General features: G+C 60.4%; 11 protein-coding genes and 1 pseudogene. 7 read left to right on the top strand and 5 right to left on the bottom strand.

All coding sequences use genetic code 11. From position 1 onward, the window contains the following. Positions 1-309: 309 nt before the first annotated feature. Complete coding sequence (locus tag JYA52_RS12590) at positions 310-936, bottom strand: DUF4230 domain-containing protein (protein ID WP_205653528.1); 627 nt, start codon at positions 934-936, stop codon at positions 310-312. A 251-nt stretch (positions 937-1,187) separates the two neighbouring features. Here JYA52_RS12590 and JYA52_RS12595 point away from each other — a divergent pair, with 251 nt between their 5' ends. From JYA52_RS12595 to JYA52_RS12615, 4 genes are all read left to right on the top strand, one after another. After that, positions 1,188-2,510 (top strand): hypothetical protein, encoded by a 1,323-nt coding sequence (locus tag JYA52_RS12595; RefSeq protein ID WP_205653529.1) that lies wholly within the window; start codon positions 1,188-1,190, stop codon positions 2,508-2,510. Between the two features lie 89 nt (positions 2,511-2,599). Continuing rightward, positions 2,600-2,827, top strand: a complete 228-nt coding sequence (locus JYA52_RS12600) for a hypothetical protein (RefSeq protein ID WP_205653580.1) — start codon at positions 2,600-2,602, stop codon at positions 2,825-2,827. A 671-nt stretch (positions 2,828-3,498) separates the two neighbouring features. Continuing rightward, positions 3,499-5,325 carry a hypothetical protein gene (locus JYA52_RS12610; protein WP_205653530.1) on the top strand — a complete coding sequence of 609 codons (1,827 nt, stop codon included), beginning with the start codon at positions 3,499-3,501 and terminating at the stop codon, positions 5,323-5,325. 9 nt (positions 5,326-5,334) lie between these two features. Further along, the gene (locus tag JYA52_RS12615; RefSeq protein ID WP_205653531.1) at positions 5,335-6,984 is read left to right on the top strand and encodes an Hsp70 family protein; all 1,650 of its coding nucleotides are present in this window, start codon (positions 5,335-5,337) and stop codon (positions 6,982-6,984) included. On the opposite strand, the gene JYA52_RS12620 is transcribed toward JYA52_RS12615, so the two are convergent. The 4 genes and pseudogenes from JYA52_RS12620 to JYA52_RS23105 form a co-directional block, all read right to left on the bottom strand. Continuing rightward, positions 6,977-10,333, bottom strand: coding sequence for a DEAD/DEAH box helicase (locus JYA52_RS12620; RefSeq protein WP_205653532.1), 3,357 nt, complete (start codon positions 10,331-10,333; stop codon positions 6,977-6,979). The genes JYA52_RS12615 and JYA52_RS12620 overlap by 8 nt on opposite strands. A gap of 138 nt (positions 10,334-10,471) precedes the next feature. Then, complete coding sequence (locus tag JYA52_RS23100) at positions 10,472-10,684, bottom strand: alcohol dehydrogenase catalytic domain-containing protein (protein WP_372433834.1); 213 nt, start codon at positions 10,682-10,684, stop codon at positions 10,472-10,474. Further along, the gene (locus JYA52_RS12625) at positions 10,591-10,950 is read right to left on the bottom strand and encodes an alcohol dehydrogenase catalytic domain-containing protein (protein ID WP_372433835.1); all 360 of its coding nucleotides are present in this window, start codon (positions 10,948-10,950) and stop codon (positions 10,591-10,593) included. Before JYA52_RS12625 ends, JYA52_RS23100 begins: the two co-directional genes overlap by 94 nt. A 64-nt stretch (positions 10,951-11,014) precedes the next feature. Continuing rightward, positions 11,015-11,484, bottom strand: a pseudogene (locus tag JYA52_RS23105) (DUF4230 domain-containing protein). A gap of 1,206 nt (positions 11,485-12,690) precedes the next feature. Here JYA52_RS23105 and JYA52_RS12635 point away from each other — a divergent pair. The 3 genes from JYA52_RS12635 (at position 12,691) to JYA52_RS12645 (ending at position 16,515) form a co-directional block, all read left to right on the top strand. Continuing rightward, entirely contained in the window at positions 12,691-13,440 is a 750-nt protein-coding gene (locus tag JYA52_RS12635) for a hypothetical protein (RefSeq protein ID WP_205653533.1), read from the top strand. Positions 13,441-13,468: 28 nt separating this feature from the next. Further along, entirely contained in the window at positions 13,469-16,072 is a 2,604-nt protein-coding gene (locus JYA52_RS12640) for a hypothetical protein (protein WP_205653534.1), read from the top strand. A 128-nt stretch (positions 16,073-16,200) separates the two neighbouring features. Continuing rightward, entirely contained in the window at positions 16,201-16,515 is a 315-nt protein-coding gene (locus JYA52_RS12645) for a hypothetical protein (RefSeq protein ID WP_307869367.1), read from the top strand. The last annotated feature ends 129 nt before the right edge of the window (positions 16,516-16,644 follow it).

A 16,644-nucleotide genomic window follows, 5' to 3' on the forward strand; every position in this document is an offset into this window, starting at 1 on the left:
CTGACCACGCCGGGCATCAACACCATGCAGGAGCTGGCCAATTCGGAGGGCGTCGAGGCCGGGAGTCTACGTGCTGGCCGACTCGTCCAAGCTTGGGCAGCGACCCTTCCACGTCTGGCACGGCTGGCACTGCCGTGGACCCTGGTGGCGGACGACGGCACCGACCCCAATCAGGTGCAAAAGTTCCGGGATGAGGGATGCTGTTGAGGTGGCTGAAATTCATTTTGGAGGCCACTACGGCGTCCTGCTCAATAATTTGAAGCAGCTGATTACGCCGAAGCCTGCACCAACCCGGTCGATCAGCATTACCTAGCTAGATGCGCCGCCCTCAAAGGTAACCTCGTATCCGAGCGACCCGAACAGACCAGTCAGCATGCTCTTGGTATTTTCACCTGCTCGCTGCCGCAGCTCGGACTTCTCCGCAGCGTCAGCCATATCTGATTCGGCGAGGAGATAGAGCTCCGCCTGCTGAGGCGCCGTGAAAGCATCTACGACTCGGTCAGCGATGCCACGGTCCTGGCTGTACACATAGGACCGGTCGTGGTCAATATTGGGCTTGTCGAGCTGCGGCTCGGGAAGCCGCAGCGTCACCGATTTGCCGTCCGCTGACAGAGTAAGGTCCTCTTCGGCGAGACCTGCAAGGTCGACATAGGCATTGACGGTCCCAGCGGCCACAAAGAGCGTCCGTCGTCCTGCTATGAAATCGGGAAGCCCCCCGGTGCTTTCTTTCTCGTCCAACAAAAGCTCAAAATTACCGACCGCAGCGTGGTATTGGCTTACGTTTTTGACGGACTCCAGAAGAACGGTTTGGTTCCGCTCGCTCTTGCTCGAAAACGGGCCGAACCCAAGCATGCTCGCCACCAACAGTGCAGCCAGAAGCACCGCCACGGCAGATGCAACGAGCGCGACGGGCTTGAATGATTTGGCTTCGGACATTGGACCCCTTTTGCCTTGAAACGGCGGAGGTTCCGTTCCTGGTGATTGCTTCCAGAATTACTGTCTGGCTGATTCAGGATCAGTGTAGCGGGACTCGCCCGACGGTTAGGGTGGCGACACTTTCAGAAGTTCTGATCTCTATGTGGGACGATAACGACCGGTGACAATTGGGCAAGGATCACGTTCTTGGCTCCCCCAGGCGCCGTCGCTAGCACCGCCCAGGGCGGCTTCACTTCATCGAGGGGAAACAAGTGACTACTACTGACAGCAAGGCACTCGTACCGGTGTGGACACTGGCTACAGAGGCGGTCAGCGTGTCTGACTTGCTTGGCACCGAGGGCCTAACGCCGGCCCGCCTTGCAGAACTGCGGACGGTTTTGGCAGCACTTGCGGACGCCCCGATCGCAACACTCGAGATGCATTCCATGCCACCGACTCGTGACCGTAAAGGCGGGATCCCACTTGACGTTGCAAGCCCGCTGGCAAAGCAATTGGCGCAGCTGGTAACCCAAACAGCGAAATCCGCTCCCCCGCAACTGAACGTGGCCGATACCGGAGAGGTGCTGTACCGGATGGTAGTCCCTGCCAAGGTTGCCGCACAGGTGGGCAAGGGGCTTGTGCGGCCCATGGCGGCCAAAGGAGTCGCAGGAGCTATTCATGGTCCTCTGATGGGCTCGACCAGAATCGTAGGTGCGGCGAAGTTCGTGCCTGTTGCAGGCAAAGCCGCAGCTGCAGGCACTGCCGGCGCTGCAACTGGTTCGGCAGCGACGGCTGGCGTTGCAGTAGCCAGCGCTGGAGCTCTGACAGTGGCCGCGCCACTCGTGCTGATGGCTGTGGCCGTCAGCGTCAGCGCATATGCCGAGCACCAGCGCCAGGAAGCAATTGAGCGGATCACTGACCTCTTGGAGCAGTTGCACGAGGACAACCTCGATAAAGAACGCAACGAGTTGGACGGTTGCCGTGAAGCGATCGACAAGGCGACGTCGATCCTCCTTGACCAGGGCCGGATTGGCCTTTCGCTGGGTCTGGATTCCTCCGTGCACGGCATCAATACCGCTATCGCTGCCACTCGGCGGCGGCTGAAGAAGTGGGAAGCGGCACTGGATGCGCTGTCCGACGGCGCAGTCGAGGTAAGCGAATTGAAAAAGCCGTTTCCCGGCATCACCGAGGAAGGTGGAACCTTCCGGGCGCACCTGGAGATTGCACGGCTGGCCATCGCTCTCAAGCGGCGGGTGCTCGTGCTTCAAGCAGTCGAGCACGCCCAGCAGGACACCGGCAATTCCTTCAAGAGTTTCATCGGGACGCTCCACGACGACGGGCGCAGCACCGACGAGTTGGAGTCAGGTATCAACCAGGTGCTCCTTCGACTCTCTGCGCTCCAGGTGAAGCGCGACGGCGGTTTCCGCCTTCCCGCGTTTACGGCTGGCGAAGTAGACCAACTGCTACAAGCCTCGTACCGACTTCGCGCTCTGGGAGACGAGCTACAGGTATCTGGCCACCGGGATGACGTTGCAATTGAAATTGAACGGAAGCGTGACGGATCCCTCGTCGTATTCCCTGGAATCGCAGCCTAATCAACTCGGGTGAGCAAAGCGCTTACTACCATTTGCAGCATACTCAGCTCACTAAGACAACAACCCGCCTACGATTTTACGGAGCAACCATGGCCGGAAAAGCAGCCAAAGCCGCTGCTGTTATGAAGGACGGCGGGCAGAAGGCAAAAACTGCCGCCGCCAAGCTTTACGCTCTCGCCAAGGACCCCGAGACGCAGGCCAAGGCAGAGAAACTGCTTGAGGACGGCAAGAAGATATATCATGCAGCAGCAAGCCCCGAAGCCAAAGAGGCCTACCGCAAGGCAGCGGAAGTCATAAACAAGATGCGGAAGAAATAGCCGAGGGCTGGATTCCCACCAGGTCACCAAGACGGCGTTGATCCCGCCGATCCCGCGAATTACTTGTGCGAGGAGGGTGTCGAAGCCCTGATCCACCAAGTCCTCCAGTGCCATCCGGCCAGTGATGAATGGTTTGAGGTCCACCTTGCCCTCCTGCACCATCTTGATCACGGCAGGGTGTTCGCGGACTTAGGCGATGGTGCCGTGCAGGTCGATCTCCTTGAGCACCAGCTTCTGCAGGTCCAGCGTGGCCGGTGCGCCCCAGCTGAACATGTTCGCCACCATTCCCCCGGCCGGACGGCGTCGTTCGACAATAAGGCTATGCCGACGCAGGTGGGGCCAGTGATCACAGTTCGGGGCCCCTACGAGAAACATTCCAGCGCCCGCGCTCGTGGAACTGATCGCTAAGGTCAGGTTGAAGCCGCTGCTGTGGATAGAATACGCGGGTGAAAGCGCCTCAAGTGGTCTTGGACCTCGATAAGAAATCTCGGGTGGTCCTTCGAGAGGGACTCCTAGTCGATCGCAAGGGCGTTGAGGTCACAGTTCTTTGGAGTGACGGGTCAACCGATGATGTCCGACTCGGTCGCCATGGGGACCACATACTGCTTGCTACCGCGGCTGGTGGGCTAGGCCACCGAAGGCACGTCGACCCGGCTGGCGCCTCAGAGCTGGTGCGCTCGTCGCCTGCACAGGCTTTCGCGTTCGCCCTTCTCGACTCATTAAACCCGCTGTCGAGCAAAGACCTCATCGCGCGCGTCTCGCAGGTATTCAGCGGCGATGTCAGCGCCCTTTGGAAGCAGGCTCGCTCGACTTTCGAGACGAACGAGAATGTCAAGGCATCGGGCAAGGGGACTGGCCTCAAGTACGTCTGGGTGGGGCAAACTCCGCCCGATGCATTTTCGGCTGGCCTAGCAGCCCAAATGCGCGGGCGGACAGCCATGAAAGAGAACACCGTGACTGCGGGACTCCATGCCGGAAATGCAGAGCGAGGCCGTGACGTTGCTCCGCAGGTCGCCGATGGCGCTGTCGACGGGCCAATGGATTCGGGAAACCGGAACGAGGGCCGAGGCAGCGCACGCAGTGCTGAGGACGGGCAAATACACCCGGCTGTCGAACTCGTCCGCGCGACATCAGTCTCAGGCCAACTGCCTGAGAACTGGGCTGGGGTACTGGGCAGTGTCATGCGGAATCCTTTGGCAGCTGGGCTCGCTGTGGACTCGCTGTCCGATGATGCGCTTCAAGCGGCCGTTCCGGCGCTCGGTCAAGCTGCTTTGATCCTGCAGGCCCTGCCGAGGGACAGCAAGGCTCTCAAGACAATTGATGCGGTGCAATTGGCGGGACCCAAGGGCGCGGCCGCTCTGGTAGATGCGGCAGACGCCGAGTTGCGCAGTCTTGAGCCGGCGTCTGCTAAAGCGCAGGAGCTACGACGCGCCAGGGAATTCCTGATTCGGAGGCTGTTGAACTCGCCCTCGGTGGGTCTCCTCAGCCTGGACACTGTCCTTCGTGCCACCCGCGAGATGGAATCGCCGAAAGATGCTGCCAAGAAGGGCGAGTGGGTTGCTGAGGTTCTGGCGACCGTCATAGGCGCGATGGATCAGGACTCTTGGAAGAATCTCGCGCTCCAGGACAAGTCTGCGGTGGCCCGGCAGCTCACGTCCGTCCCACTGAATGCGCCCGGCTCAAGGGCACGCGTACTGGGGTGGATCTGGCGCAATCACCCAGCAGATCTCGCCGACGAAATGTGGTGGCGGGGCGTGGAGTTTGAAGATCTGGCTTCGGTCGCCACCACGCCCTTGGCCAGCGCGCTCGAGAGCGATGCGATAGCGTCCGCCGTAGTCAAGCCCTTGGTGGTTAAGAGGCTCGCGTCAGCCACGACGAGGCGCCAGCTGCTCACGTCGCTCGCCGCCCCCACTGCACTTGCTCGCCTCATGGATGAAAGTGCCGTTCAGCAAGCGTTCGACCGAGTCCTACTGGATGACAACATCGGCCGGGCCTGGCTTGTGCGCCTCAGGAATGAGACACGGATATCCGAGCTTGCTCACCAAGTAGAGGCTCTCACTCGCCAGGCGAGGGAGATGACGGAGCTGCTTGGCAAGGCCCAGGAAGCCGTGCGGTTGCGTGATGACCGGCTGCACCGCGTGGAGGCACGACTTGGCGAGGCCGCCGCGAGCACCAACGAGCTTCGCGAATCTCAGTCGCGCCAGATCAGGATCGATGTCATGCGCGCCTTTGCGGGGCTCTGCGCGTACGTCGACGGGGCTGCCGACAGTCAGCCCGCCCAGCGCGTCCGGGAGCGGGTACGGCGAATGGCCGCCCGCGAGGGACTGACTCCGTCGGGTGCCCCGGGCCGGACGGAGCCCTATGACCCACAGCGTCACGATGTCATCGGGGAGCCGCCACTGCCCAACACACCAGTGACTGTCACCGGCATCGGATATACATGGGGCGAGGGTGCCGATGAGATCGTTCTCGTGCGCGCGATCGTCGAACGAACTTAGGAGTTTGAAGTGGCTCGAGAGCAGTTCTTAGGTGTCGACTTTGGCACGAGCACGACACTGATCGCGGAGAGCATGCCGGCGGGCAGGCCGACAGTGGTCCCAATCGGTCACGCCGAATCGTGGATGCCCTCCGCAGCTGCGGTCAGCGCTGATGCCTTGGTGGTCGGCGAGGACGCACTCACGCACAATCCCGCCGCTCTGATCACTTCCGTCAAGCGCTGCATCACCGGACGCGCAGTAGTCGCGCGGAGCGCCGACGGTTCCGTCGAACGCGACGCCGACGAGGTCATCGGCGCGGTCCTTCGCGAGATCGCAAACCGTGCCCGCGCTGATCGGCTCCCCATCTCCGATAAAGGAGTCACGCGACTCGGCTGCCCTGCAATGTGGGACGCGGATCAGCGTGAAAGGTTGCTCGGCCTCGCCGAGACGGCGGGCTTCAACGTCGGCCCCTCGACTCTGATTGATGAGCCGATCGCCGCTGGACTGAACTGGATCGGCCAACGAACGGAACAGAGGGAGTACTTCGACGAAGAGCGCGTGCTCGTGTTCGACATGGGCGGAGGAACGCTCGACGTCGCCGTCCTTGACGTCACGACCGGTCCGCTCCGGGATCCTGAAATCTACGTCCTCGCCTCAGACGGCCTCAATGAGGCCGGTGACGTGCTCGACGGAACGATCGCCGCTGACCTGGAGATCGCTCTCCGCGACCAAGGGATCGAGCTCGAGGCGTTGCCCGACGCTGATCTCGCGAGGGCTTATCTGATGCGCGCAGCAGCTGAGGCGAAGGTTGACCTCTCGACACACCACGAGACGCAGGTGCACGTCGGCTATCAGGCTGGCGACCTTCCCAGCCTGCACTACACCCGCGAGCAGCTGGAGGATGCCATGCGTCCGCAACTGGATCGCGCCTGGTCCCTGATCCTCTCGACCCTGCGCGCGTCATACCTGACCCGTGCCGAAGGTGCGGTCACATCTGCCCTGCGCCAGATTTCGGAAGAGAGCCTCGCCTCAAACGTTCATCACGTTCTCCTTGCCGGGGGCATGAGCCGTGCCTCCGCGGTGGAGAAGTTCCTTAGCAGGAAGCTACCCAGCGCCAGGATCCACACCTTCCCCGGCAGGAACGGTGCGCGGGAGGCGATCGTTGCGGGGCTTGCCGAGAACACTTCCTACGAGCAGGTGAATCTGCATCGTCCCGCCTTCGACTTCGTGCTCGAGTTCTCGGCGGGAGGCGGGGACCTGACCCGGGTGCCGCTCTACCGAGCACACACGAAGCTCTACGATTGGTGGCAAGCACTGAGCCGGGACCGGGTCAGGTACGAGTGGCCAGATGGCGCCACCGCGGTCAATCGCGATTCAGCTCGATCATTGCCAGCAATTGGCTACGGCCGCCTCGCTGTCTATGCGATGGACGGAACGCCGGTCGCTCTGCGGCATAACGAGACCGATGTGCCTGGATTGAAGGTTGCCTTCGGCTATGACGGTGTCCGCTTCGACCTGTCCACGGAGGGGCACGTCAATATCACCGATGGCCGCGGAACGAGTCAGTCATTCCGCGTCACGCGCTGGCCTGTGCTCACGGGGGGGTTCGCCCGCCTTGCCCTTCCTGTCGAGGCGCCGGACTGGCAGCCAATGGAACGCCGTGACTGGGACGTCAAGTAGCAGGACCGAGGAGCTCAATCACTGCGACCGTCCTGCGGCTCATCGAGAAGGCCCGCTTCTCCTCCAGCTCGGCCTCAAGCTGCTCGAGGTCCTGACCGAGGTTGCGGATGCGACCTTCTGCCATCCGGATGACCCTCGGATCGCGTTCCCGCTCCATAACGACGTCCAACGTGGCTCTCGCCTTAAGGATCTTGACCTCAAGACTCGCCTTGCGCGCGTCGAGGCGGGCCCTTACCAACGCCTCGTTGTCCAAACGTCTGCGTGCCTCCTCCTCACGGTGCCGAGCCCAGCTGACCTCCTTAAGCGATATGAGGAAGTGCTCCATCGGCGTTGGCGTGGCTCCAGTAGCTTCCTCCAGCGATCCGCTCGCCACGGCCTCCAGCAACTGAACGCCGATGTCCGGCGCAACGGCCCCGGTCTGGATATCGATCGCCGTTGACCACAATTCCTTGGTTGGCCTCACTCCGGTCGACGCTACCAAGTCCACCGTGACGGCATAGCGAGTGCCGGGCGGCAGCGTTGCAACCCTGCCTATGCCATAACGATGCAACCCGAGCCTGTCCTGTTCCAATTGGTGCAGTGCCACGTCAACGATGGGATGTCGGACAGATAGGAGTTCCACGTCTCGCGTGCTTGCCAGGTCGGCGTCGAAGGTCACTTCGATTGGTTCTCCGTTGCTGATACGGCCTTGGAACAGTAACGCTGACCGACGGCTCGCTCCCTGGGTGCCTCGAAAGCGATAGATGAGGTCGGAGAGCTCAATACTTCCCCGTAATAGCAGGATGCCGGGATGCTCCGACTTCTCGAGCTTGCCTCCAGTGGCTCGCAGTATGTGCTCAATGAGGGTGCGCACTTCTGTCGTTCCGACATACCGCCCGTCCGTTGGCCCTGATTCCGAGAGGCCTTCCACCTGCATCTCATCAATCGTGGACAGAGTGGCGCGCTCCTCATTCAGTCGCCGAAGGTTCGCCGCCCTCGTCTCGATGGCCGTTGCGATTTCTTCCGCTCGCTGCCTTCGCTGGGAATCGTCCAGTCGCGGATCAAGGATTTGGTTAGCCAGGTCACGGAAGTCGTCCCTGAGGATGGGCTCGAGGTCTCCAATTGAGTTCTGAAATACGCCGATTCGGGTGTATAGGCGTTCCAAGATGTCGGACTCGATCGTCCCCGGCACATGCATGTTGAGGATAAGGACCTTCTCGTGCTTTTGGCCGAATCGGTCCAGACGACCGATTCGCTGTTCGACTCGCATGGGGTTCCAGGGTAGGTCGTAGTTCACCAGTACGTTGCAGAACTCGAAGTCCAGACCCTCCGATGCCACCTCGCTCGCAATGAGGAAGTCGAATTTCCCATCGCGAAAGGCATCGATGATCGGCTGGCGATCCACCATGTGGATACCGCCGTGGAGCTGCTGGACCCGGAAGTCTGAACTCAGGCGTTCTGCCAAGTACGCGATAGTCCCCCGAAAGGTGGAGAAGATTAGTGCCTGACGCAAGCCTTGTTCGCGCAAGTGCGTGAGCTGCTCCAGCAGGGCTTCAAACTTCGAGTCCTCGCCATGCCACTCGAAGGATGTCCGGTCCTCGCGCATTTCCGCCAAGTCCTCTTCGCCGTACTCCTCGTCGTAGTCCTCCACCGAGCGGGCGAACTGGTCTGCGTTGGCAGAGAGTCGCGCCTGCATGGCCGGCAGGCAGCTCGCGACCTGTCGCAGCGGCATCTGCATGGCGAAGCCGGGTGGCGTTCCGTGCGCGCGAGCCCGGGACATGAAGTGGTCGACGACGCGGTCGTAGAAGCCCTTCTCATCCGGCGACCAGTTCACGACAACCTGATGGGGTTCGCGCACTGCCTTGGCGTCAGGTACATCCACCTTCCGGGTCCTCGAGAGCACGCCGCTCAAGGTGTTCAGCTCGGAAACGAGGCGTTTGACTTCTGCCCGTTTGCCCGCTTCCAGGGGTGCAGCAGTGTCAAGAAGCTCCTCTAGGCGCGCGTAGTCCGGGCGGTTCGAGACGGCGCGGCCGAAGGGCAGTGTCTTGATCGACCGCAGGTGGTAGCGCAGTGCTGCGCCGGATGAGCCGTGAGAGATGCCGCGTTCGATCGCGTTGAGGTGCTGATTCGGCTCGAGCTGCATATGGAAGATTTGGGAGTCCTGGTACATGCCGTCGTCGAGCAGAGTCAGCAGGTTGTACAGGTCGTCAGAGCGCAGGTTGATGGGGGTGGCCGACAGGAACAACAAGTGATCGGCCCAATCGGACAGCAACCCGCCTAGCAGGTTCGACCTCGTGCCGGTATTGCGCAACACATGGGCCTCGTCGACGATGACAAGATCAAATCTCGGTCGGATCCGGGTCAGCTGCTCGAGCACGTCACTCGCACTGCGGAGGGATTCCACCGAGATGATCGCGTGGATTTCCGGGTCTCGACCGGCGAGGAGATCGTCGGCGAGGTCAGCCAGCTTGCGAGGCTTGATGACCTCGAGGTCACGGTCGAAACGCCGGCTCATCTCCATGCGCCATTTGTGAGTCAAGGAGGAAGGCGTGACCACAAGCGTGCGACGAAGCGGTGACCTCTGCTCCAGCTCGCTCCACACCAGTCCCGCCTCGATCGTCTTTCCGAGACCCACCTCGTCCGCCAGAAGTAGCCGCCCGGTCGGAGAGTTGAGGATCTTGAGCGCAGGGATGAACTGGTAGGCACGAAAGACCGTTTTTGTCGCTCGGTAGGAGTACAGGGTGTTCGAGAGCGGCTCGCTCAACTTCGTCCACGTCAGAGTCATTGCGATCTCCCGTGCCGAAGCGGGTGCCGAGGTTACCCAGAAGGCTGGATCGCGTGGGTCTCCATCCACCTTCTGGAGAGACTCTGGCGCGACGTGCTGCAGCTCGCCGTCGACACTCACTTCAATCACGTAGCCAGCGCGCGTGCGAGTAACCCGCCGCACCCGACCAATGCGATCGGACCCGAGCACCTTCACGACGTCCTCGGGCGCAAACGAACTTGTGCCGACGAAGGGCAGACCGTCCTCCCACTGCTCAACCAGGTCCTCTCGAGCCTCCGCGAGGTGACGCATCCCTCCGTCCGCAGTGAATCGATGGCGGGCGGTTGCACTTGGCCTTTCTTGGCCCTCTCCACGGACGACGAGGGTCTCCCATCGACCCTTGCGGTAGACCCCGTACACACCGTTGAAGAGATTGCCGCCGGAATATCCGGGCGGGAGCTGACGGACGTCGGCGTCGAGCGCCTCCAACTCTTCGACGTCCGGCCCCGTTAGTTCACCGCGAACGAGGACCCGCTGGGCTCCGATCTCTTTCAGCCAAGCAAGCCCAGATTTCAGGCCCCGATAGACCAGGTCATCCATCGACATCAGACGCGGACCTCTCTCGTAGTGATCTGCCCCGAGTTTGGTTGATCTTGAGGAGATCGATGTCGTCGTGTGACCGGCAATTCCATACAGCCATCTTCCCCTGCAGACCACTGAGAGCAATTTTCGACACTCTGTTGTCTATAGGAACATCTCTACTGCGTGGTGCGCCACGGACAGCGGCTCGATCAGCGCCGCCTCGTCCAGCGGGATGTCGCCGATGGGGTGCACCCACCGCGCGTCCACCACTATTTTCTCGCTCAGCACTCCCCCGCCACCGGACAGCCCGATGAAGCCCATCTGCCGGCACAGGTGGTACTTGCCCGCCTGGCACATGTAACAGTCGCCGTCCACAAAATAGGGCTCGACGACGACGTTGTCCCCTTCGCCAGGCCCGGCACCCCTTCGCGCACGTCAGAGACAGTCCCGGAGAATTCGTGCCCGATGGTGATTGGCGCGTCCTCGCTGGACAGCGGGGTGCGGATGCCCCGGGGCGGGCACGAAGATCGGCCCCTCCAGGTACTCGTGGAGGTCCGAGCCGCAGATGCCGCACCAGGTGGCGTCGATCGAGGGCCGAATCGCTCGGCGGCTTTTGTAAGCGGGGTGGGGTCGCCGCACATTGGCACACATTGGCCCGGAAATAACCTGCGGGAGACATGCACCGCAGCTCGTCCCTTCTGTTTGCTACGCGAAAGTGCGGGTCCATAGGGTTGAGCGTGCACTTATGGAAGCACGCTCGCGGAGCTCGAACTTTTCAGCCGCAGCAGCCATTTCGGTCTCAGCTCGGAGGAAAATCGCCGCCTGTGCATGCGACCCAAAAACGTCAGCGATGCGGTCAAGCACTCCGCGGTCACTGCGATACACCTGGGAAGCTTCATGGTCCAGGTTGGGTTTTCCAGTTGGGCCTCAGGCAAACGCAAGGTGGCAGACTTTCCGTCTGAGGATACCTTCAGGTCGCCCTCTTTGATACCTGAAAGATCGACGTGGGCGTCTACCGTACCCACCGCTAGGAAAAGGGTTCGCCGCCCGGAGATGACATCGGGCATGGCTGCGTTGTCGTCGCCAGTGTCTACGACCAATTCGAAAGTCCCGATAGCACTCTGGAGCTGCGAAACATCCTTGATGGACTCCAGGATGACTGTATGGTCAGCGATTTCTCACTCCAGGGGTACTCGTTGAATCCAAGGAGGCCGGCTCCACCTTTCATTCCCAGCACGGCGACGGCCAAAAAAGTGACGCCCTTCAATGCCTTCAAGGCTGCGTTCCACCCAGGTATGCGAAACGGCTAACTCGCGTTCCGTCAGTGAGACCCCGGCCAAGAAAAATATCCGGTCAGAAAGTCTCTGGCTGAGTGTAACCGGGCTCACCGACGCAGTCAGACGAAACGCCAGAGGTACCAATTAGCATCGATTGGGCTGGCCCGCCGTCCACGTGAACGCTTCAGTGACTCACCCGCGGAGGGACGGAGATCCAATGCATCGGAACGGTGGAAGATGGGCCTGGATCTCTAACCGATTCCTTTCCAGGTCGTGCCGCAGTCGAGCACTGGCGCCACTGTTCTTTCAGCTCCACGCTGGGCACTGGGCTTCTGCTGTAGGTTACGGAGCAAGAACTCATAATCAGAGTCAAGGAATTCTATGCAACTTGTGAAGGGCCCAGTTTGGGGCGGAGGGCTCGACGGTCGATACCCCGGACGATACCCGCTATCTGTAGAGCGCCATGTGCTCCGTTCTGTGGCAGAACTTATGCCTGGCGTCACGACTGTAACGAGGAATGCGCGCTACTACAGCCTGCATAGCTATATCGCGCACTATGCGTTGGCACGAGGATTGACGGAGGTGGAATCACTAGAATTTCTTCGCCGCTCGGAAACGGTAATGGCTGCGATCTCCATACTCCATGAGGGGCAACATGCATGGCTCCCGCGACCCCATGGGGCGGACTACCTCGAAAGCAGGATTAAGGACGGACTCGACCTTGATCGGCTTTCTCAGCCAGGTGCATACGCAGGGCGTTCCATTGGCTACAAAGGTCAATATCAGGCCTCCGAAGCTCTCTTGGGGCTCCTGCCTAGTGGTAGCAACGAGCAAACTCCGGCATTCGATGCGACCCGGATGGACCATGGGTTCCGTGGACTTTTTGAGATAACGCGCCATGATCATATAAGTGAAGAGCAGCTGCGAACGAACAGCCACCTCTGCGTCTGCGGCTCCCGAACCGAATCAGATGGGCCTCTGCTCAGGGAGTTGCTGTTAGCAAATGAAGCGGAACCGGGGAGCGATCACGACAAACGGCGACAAACCGTGCGGATGATGCTCCGGCTGATACAAATGAGTTCGCCCTCCAACATCAATTCCGAAATGACTGACACACTGAATTTCTCCCCCTTGGTCGGCCAGGATGAGCTGCTTTCTCAACTCGATGTCGTAAAGGCCTGGCAGGGGGTGGCACTTCGGAACCGCTCCGTTGGAGCGTGGCGAGGACTGTGGGCCGACCTCGTAGAAGCCGTCCCGGGGCTTTGCCATCGATCTGAGTTCTCTTCCCCGTTGGTCGACGCCCTACCAAACGTCTCAGTCGGGCAGTACGTTGGCTCGTTTCCCCCCGTCTGGGCATCCGATGGAACAGCTCTACCCGCGGAACTGGACCAGTCCGCTGCATCCGAAACAGCAATGGAAGCACACATGGCTACGCTTTTCGTCGGATCCATGCGCCTGGCAGGGATTCCCGTCCATGTCAGACCCTATTTCGAGTCGAAGAGTGACTCACTCCAAGAGCTATCGCCGACTTGGCTATCTGCCCGAGTTCGCGAGTGGGACGGGCGCCCGCTGCGGGACTTCGCACAACATGTCGTCGAGCTGCTCCTGCATAGGGCGAACAGGCTCTCGCTGAGGAAAGCGAGGTTCGACGCATCGCAGGGAAACGTCAAGATTCCGACTCGGATCTTCTTCAGGGACGACCTAGTCTTCAAAGACTCGAACGAGGGCGGCGGCAACGTCTCTCTCCGGTGGGCCCCGCTCGTGCACATTCTCTCCGGCATCGATCTGACCATCCGAGACGAAAACGAGCACTGGCAGATCACCGATCGAGGAGCTGAGGCACTTGGCGAGTAATTATCAACAGATTCCAAACCCTTTTCCGATGCTTCTCGAGGAGGAACGGACTGGGCAGGTGCAGGCGAGAGAGGCCCTTTTCCTGACGTTTAACGTTGATCTTGCCTTCTTCGAGGCCCAAGTCCTTGGCACCTGTCTGGCCACGGGTGCGCGAGTGTCCGTCATCGCAGATGGAAACGTCTGGGCACCGGATCCGCGGGCGGTGCGACATGCGGGGCACTCGTACAGCGTCGGCCTTGTTACAGGACGCGCCGCATTTCACCCCAAGGTTGTCATCCTTGCAGGCCAGGAGAGAGTTCAAGTAGCTATAGGCTCGGGTAACCTGACGCTTGGCGGATGGCAATATAACGATGAGGTCTGGATCCAATTTTCCGGTGACAAGACGTCGCACCCAGTGATATTCCATCAGATTGCCGAGTGGCTCCTGGGGTTCGCGGAATTCCGGTGGCTCGACGCCGACTCAAGCGATTCGGTTCGAAGAACGTCCGCACTTCTACAACGTCTCCTCGATCAGGGCGCGGCAGTTGATACTGGCCACGTGTTTATTACTTCCGCCGAGGAGCCGATTCTTCTTAGCCTCCCATCTGGGCCAGTGTCGGAACTCCGCCTACACGCACCGTTCCTGGACAGTGCCATGGCTGCGACTTCAAAGTTGCACGAAAGGTTAGCGCCTCAGAAGTCATCCTTACTTCTCCAACCTGGTCTGACGGTCTTCGACCCTGCCGAAGTACAAAAGTGTGCGGACAAATTGGGAATTGACGTTCAGGTGCAAGAAGGCGACCTCAAGAAAAAGTACCGTCACGGAAAAGTAATTTGGTGGAGCTCCGACGGAGTTCCTCAAGCCCTTGTCGGCAGTCCAAACCTTTCAGGCGCTGCGTTATTAAGAGCTTGGCCATCTGGCGGGAACTACGAGACGGCAGTTATGGGACCTGCTTCCTCCCTCACCATTCCAGATGGACGCTCGACCGATGCGACCACCGTGAGTCCAGCAAGTACCGGAACGGCTTACCCCTCACTACCGATGGGACCTTCAATCAGGTCAGCCCGAGCCGTAGATGGTGATTTGATGATTGCGCTGTCTGGCCCGTCGGCGACAATTTTGGAATTGGAAGCGTCCGAGTTCAGGGACCCTCCTGAACAATGGCGGCTGCTCGGATCGATCGAAGCAGGGCAAGTAGAAGTCCGGTTTGCCGGTGCGATCAGTGCCGTGAGCAGGGTCCGGCTTTTTTGGCATGACGCAGGGACGAAAATCAGCGGACCGCTCGTGTTCGTCATGGATCCACTCAAGATCAGCGCCGCTCCCAGGGTCCCGTCGAGCGCAAAGTCGTACAAATCGCCCACGCTGGGTGAGCTATGGCAGGATGCCGGGCGCGCTCTCGATTTCTTGGACAAAGATTTCGCGGCGCTTCGGGAAGTATCCCTGCGCTCTATTGGTCCAAGGCCGACGGTGGTTGGAGAAGGCGCGCCGTCCAGGCAGCCTCTCCCCGCTGAAGAGAAAGTGAACGTCGAAAGCCCGTGGCTGTGGGATCTTGAAGCGGCATCACGCATTCAAGGCCCACTCTTGACTGCGTTCGTGTTGGGTTTACCTCCAGCCCCCGCTTCGAGTGACGAGGTGGTAGCACCACCCCGATGGGCTGACGTCCTAGTGGACGACAACGAGGCTGTCCTCGACGACGAACACGATGATACGGTCGCCGATGTCATCACGGAGGTTTCGGATACGGAGGCGTCAGCCCCGGACCATTCCAAATCTCCAGAAGCGGATCGACGACGACGTAGAAAACGATGTGCTCAGTGGGTGGCAAGCATCGATGATCAGCCCCCGTTCGTTCAGCTCGCCATGCTTCGCATAGTCACGAGTTTCTTTAGCGCCGGCAATTGGGATTCGTCGGATGTAGAGCCTCTGCGGCTCATGACTACCCTCGTCCGGCACCTAGCCGGAGAACCGATTCCCGACGAACTCCAAGCCTCCGTTTCCAGCATGACGCTCGTAAGTTGCGCCGTAATGCGGGGCGCAACCGACCTCCGGACGACAAACGAATCAACGATCACATATCGAAGCATTCTGGAGAGCGCAGCGACTCAGCTTGGGCACTTCGACGAAGACTTGGCTTCGGAATACTGCCGAACGTTAGTCGGTCACGGCTCTCAGACACTACGTCTTGACCATGTGCAGCATGTAATCGAGAGCGATCTGACCGGTGATGAGTTCAGGGAGGCTCGTGCGGCGTCAGTGCAAGCGGGGTGGGAATTCCTGAGCCAAGGTGGAACCAGGGTCTTTGTGCAGGGCAAATTCACAAACCCAGAGTTGGCTGCCATCACCGTCGCCGGCTGGATTGATCGAGACGATCCTCCACCAGTCTGGGCCATCAGCCAGAATGGAAACTGGTGCATGTGCATATGGGAGCGTCCCAACCTCATCATCGCGGATGGCAGGGGTCCCAAGCCGATCTGGAAGCATTTCCGTCTCGCGCCCCATATGTCACCCGCCGCGTTTGCCAATCAGCGGCGCTCTGACGACTCGTATTCGAACGGCAAGCAGCGGGTGGCTCGCCCTTGGCTGCCATTCCCCGAGGCCGAACGAGCACTGGATCGGTGGAACATGGCCGGGCCAGCCCCGCTGCTGCCTTGAGTTCCCCGACACGATCTTCACCACCTGTTCGGTACAGCCTCCGCTAAGGCGCCAGCGCGACGCCTCGTGACTCCCTGGGTCAGACCCGTGGCAGAATTGAATACCCGCGAAAACCAAGAGGACGCACCGTGAACGACAGTACGTTTGATATCTTCAAGGAGCCCGACGCTCCGGCCCCGCTACTCGCCGATCTGCCCATAGATGACGCACAGGTGCAGCAGCTCCGAGAGGCGTTTGCTGCGGCCGGCATCGTTTCCATGGACGATCGCCGAGAAATCATCGAGAGCTGCACCGTTCGCGCGGTCGCTTCAATTCGGGAACTGTTGGCAAAGGACGTACGTCCGATCCTCCGCCGGATCGAAGAGTGGAGCCTTCCGCCCAAACAGACTTCCGGCTCGGCGTGGGATAACCGCGAAGAGGACACGTGGATCGACAAGCTCTAATCGGAATCGTTCACTAGCGCATGACCAGCCCAACAATGCCGGCGTCGCTGCGGGCGCCCGGTCATAGGTTCGCTAGGATCAAAGCAGCTTCAAGTAACACTTATGCAGCCGAATCTCTCGCATATCGTT

The organism is Arthrobacter pascens (genome assembly GCF_017052465.1).
GTDB classification, from domain to species: Bacteria; Actinomycetota; Actinomycetes; order Actinomycetales; family Micrococcaceae; genus Arthrobacter; species Arthrobacter pascens.

Bases quoted from the DNA above. Each gene is read 5' to 3' on its own strand.
- JYA52_RS12590 (WP_205653528.1), bottom strand. From the start codon at position 936: ATGTCCGAAGCCAAATCATTCAAGCCCGTCGCGCTCGTTGCATCTGCC.
- JYA52_RS12600 (WP_205653580.1), top strand. From the start codon at position 2,600: ATGGCCGGAAAAGCAGCCAAAGCCGCTGCTGTTATGAAGGACGGCGGG.
- JYA52_RS12620 (WP_205653532.1), bottom strand. From the start codon at position 10,333: ATGTCGATGGATGACCTGGTCTATCGGGGCCTGAAATCTGGGCTTGCT.
- JYA52_RS12625 (WP_372433835.1), bottom strand. From the start codon at position 10,950: ATGTGCGGCGACCCCACCCCGCTTACAAAAGCCGCCGAGCGATTCGGC.
- JYA52_RS12635 (WP_205653533.1), top strand. From the start codon at position 12,691: ATGACTGACACACTGAATTTCTCCCCCTTGGTCGGCCAGGATGAGCTG.
- JYA52_RS12640 (WP_205653534.1), top strand. From the start codon at position 13,469: ATGCTTCTCGAGGAGGAACGGACTGGGCAGGTGCAGGCGAGAGAGGCC.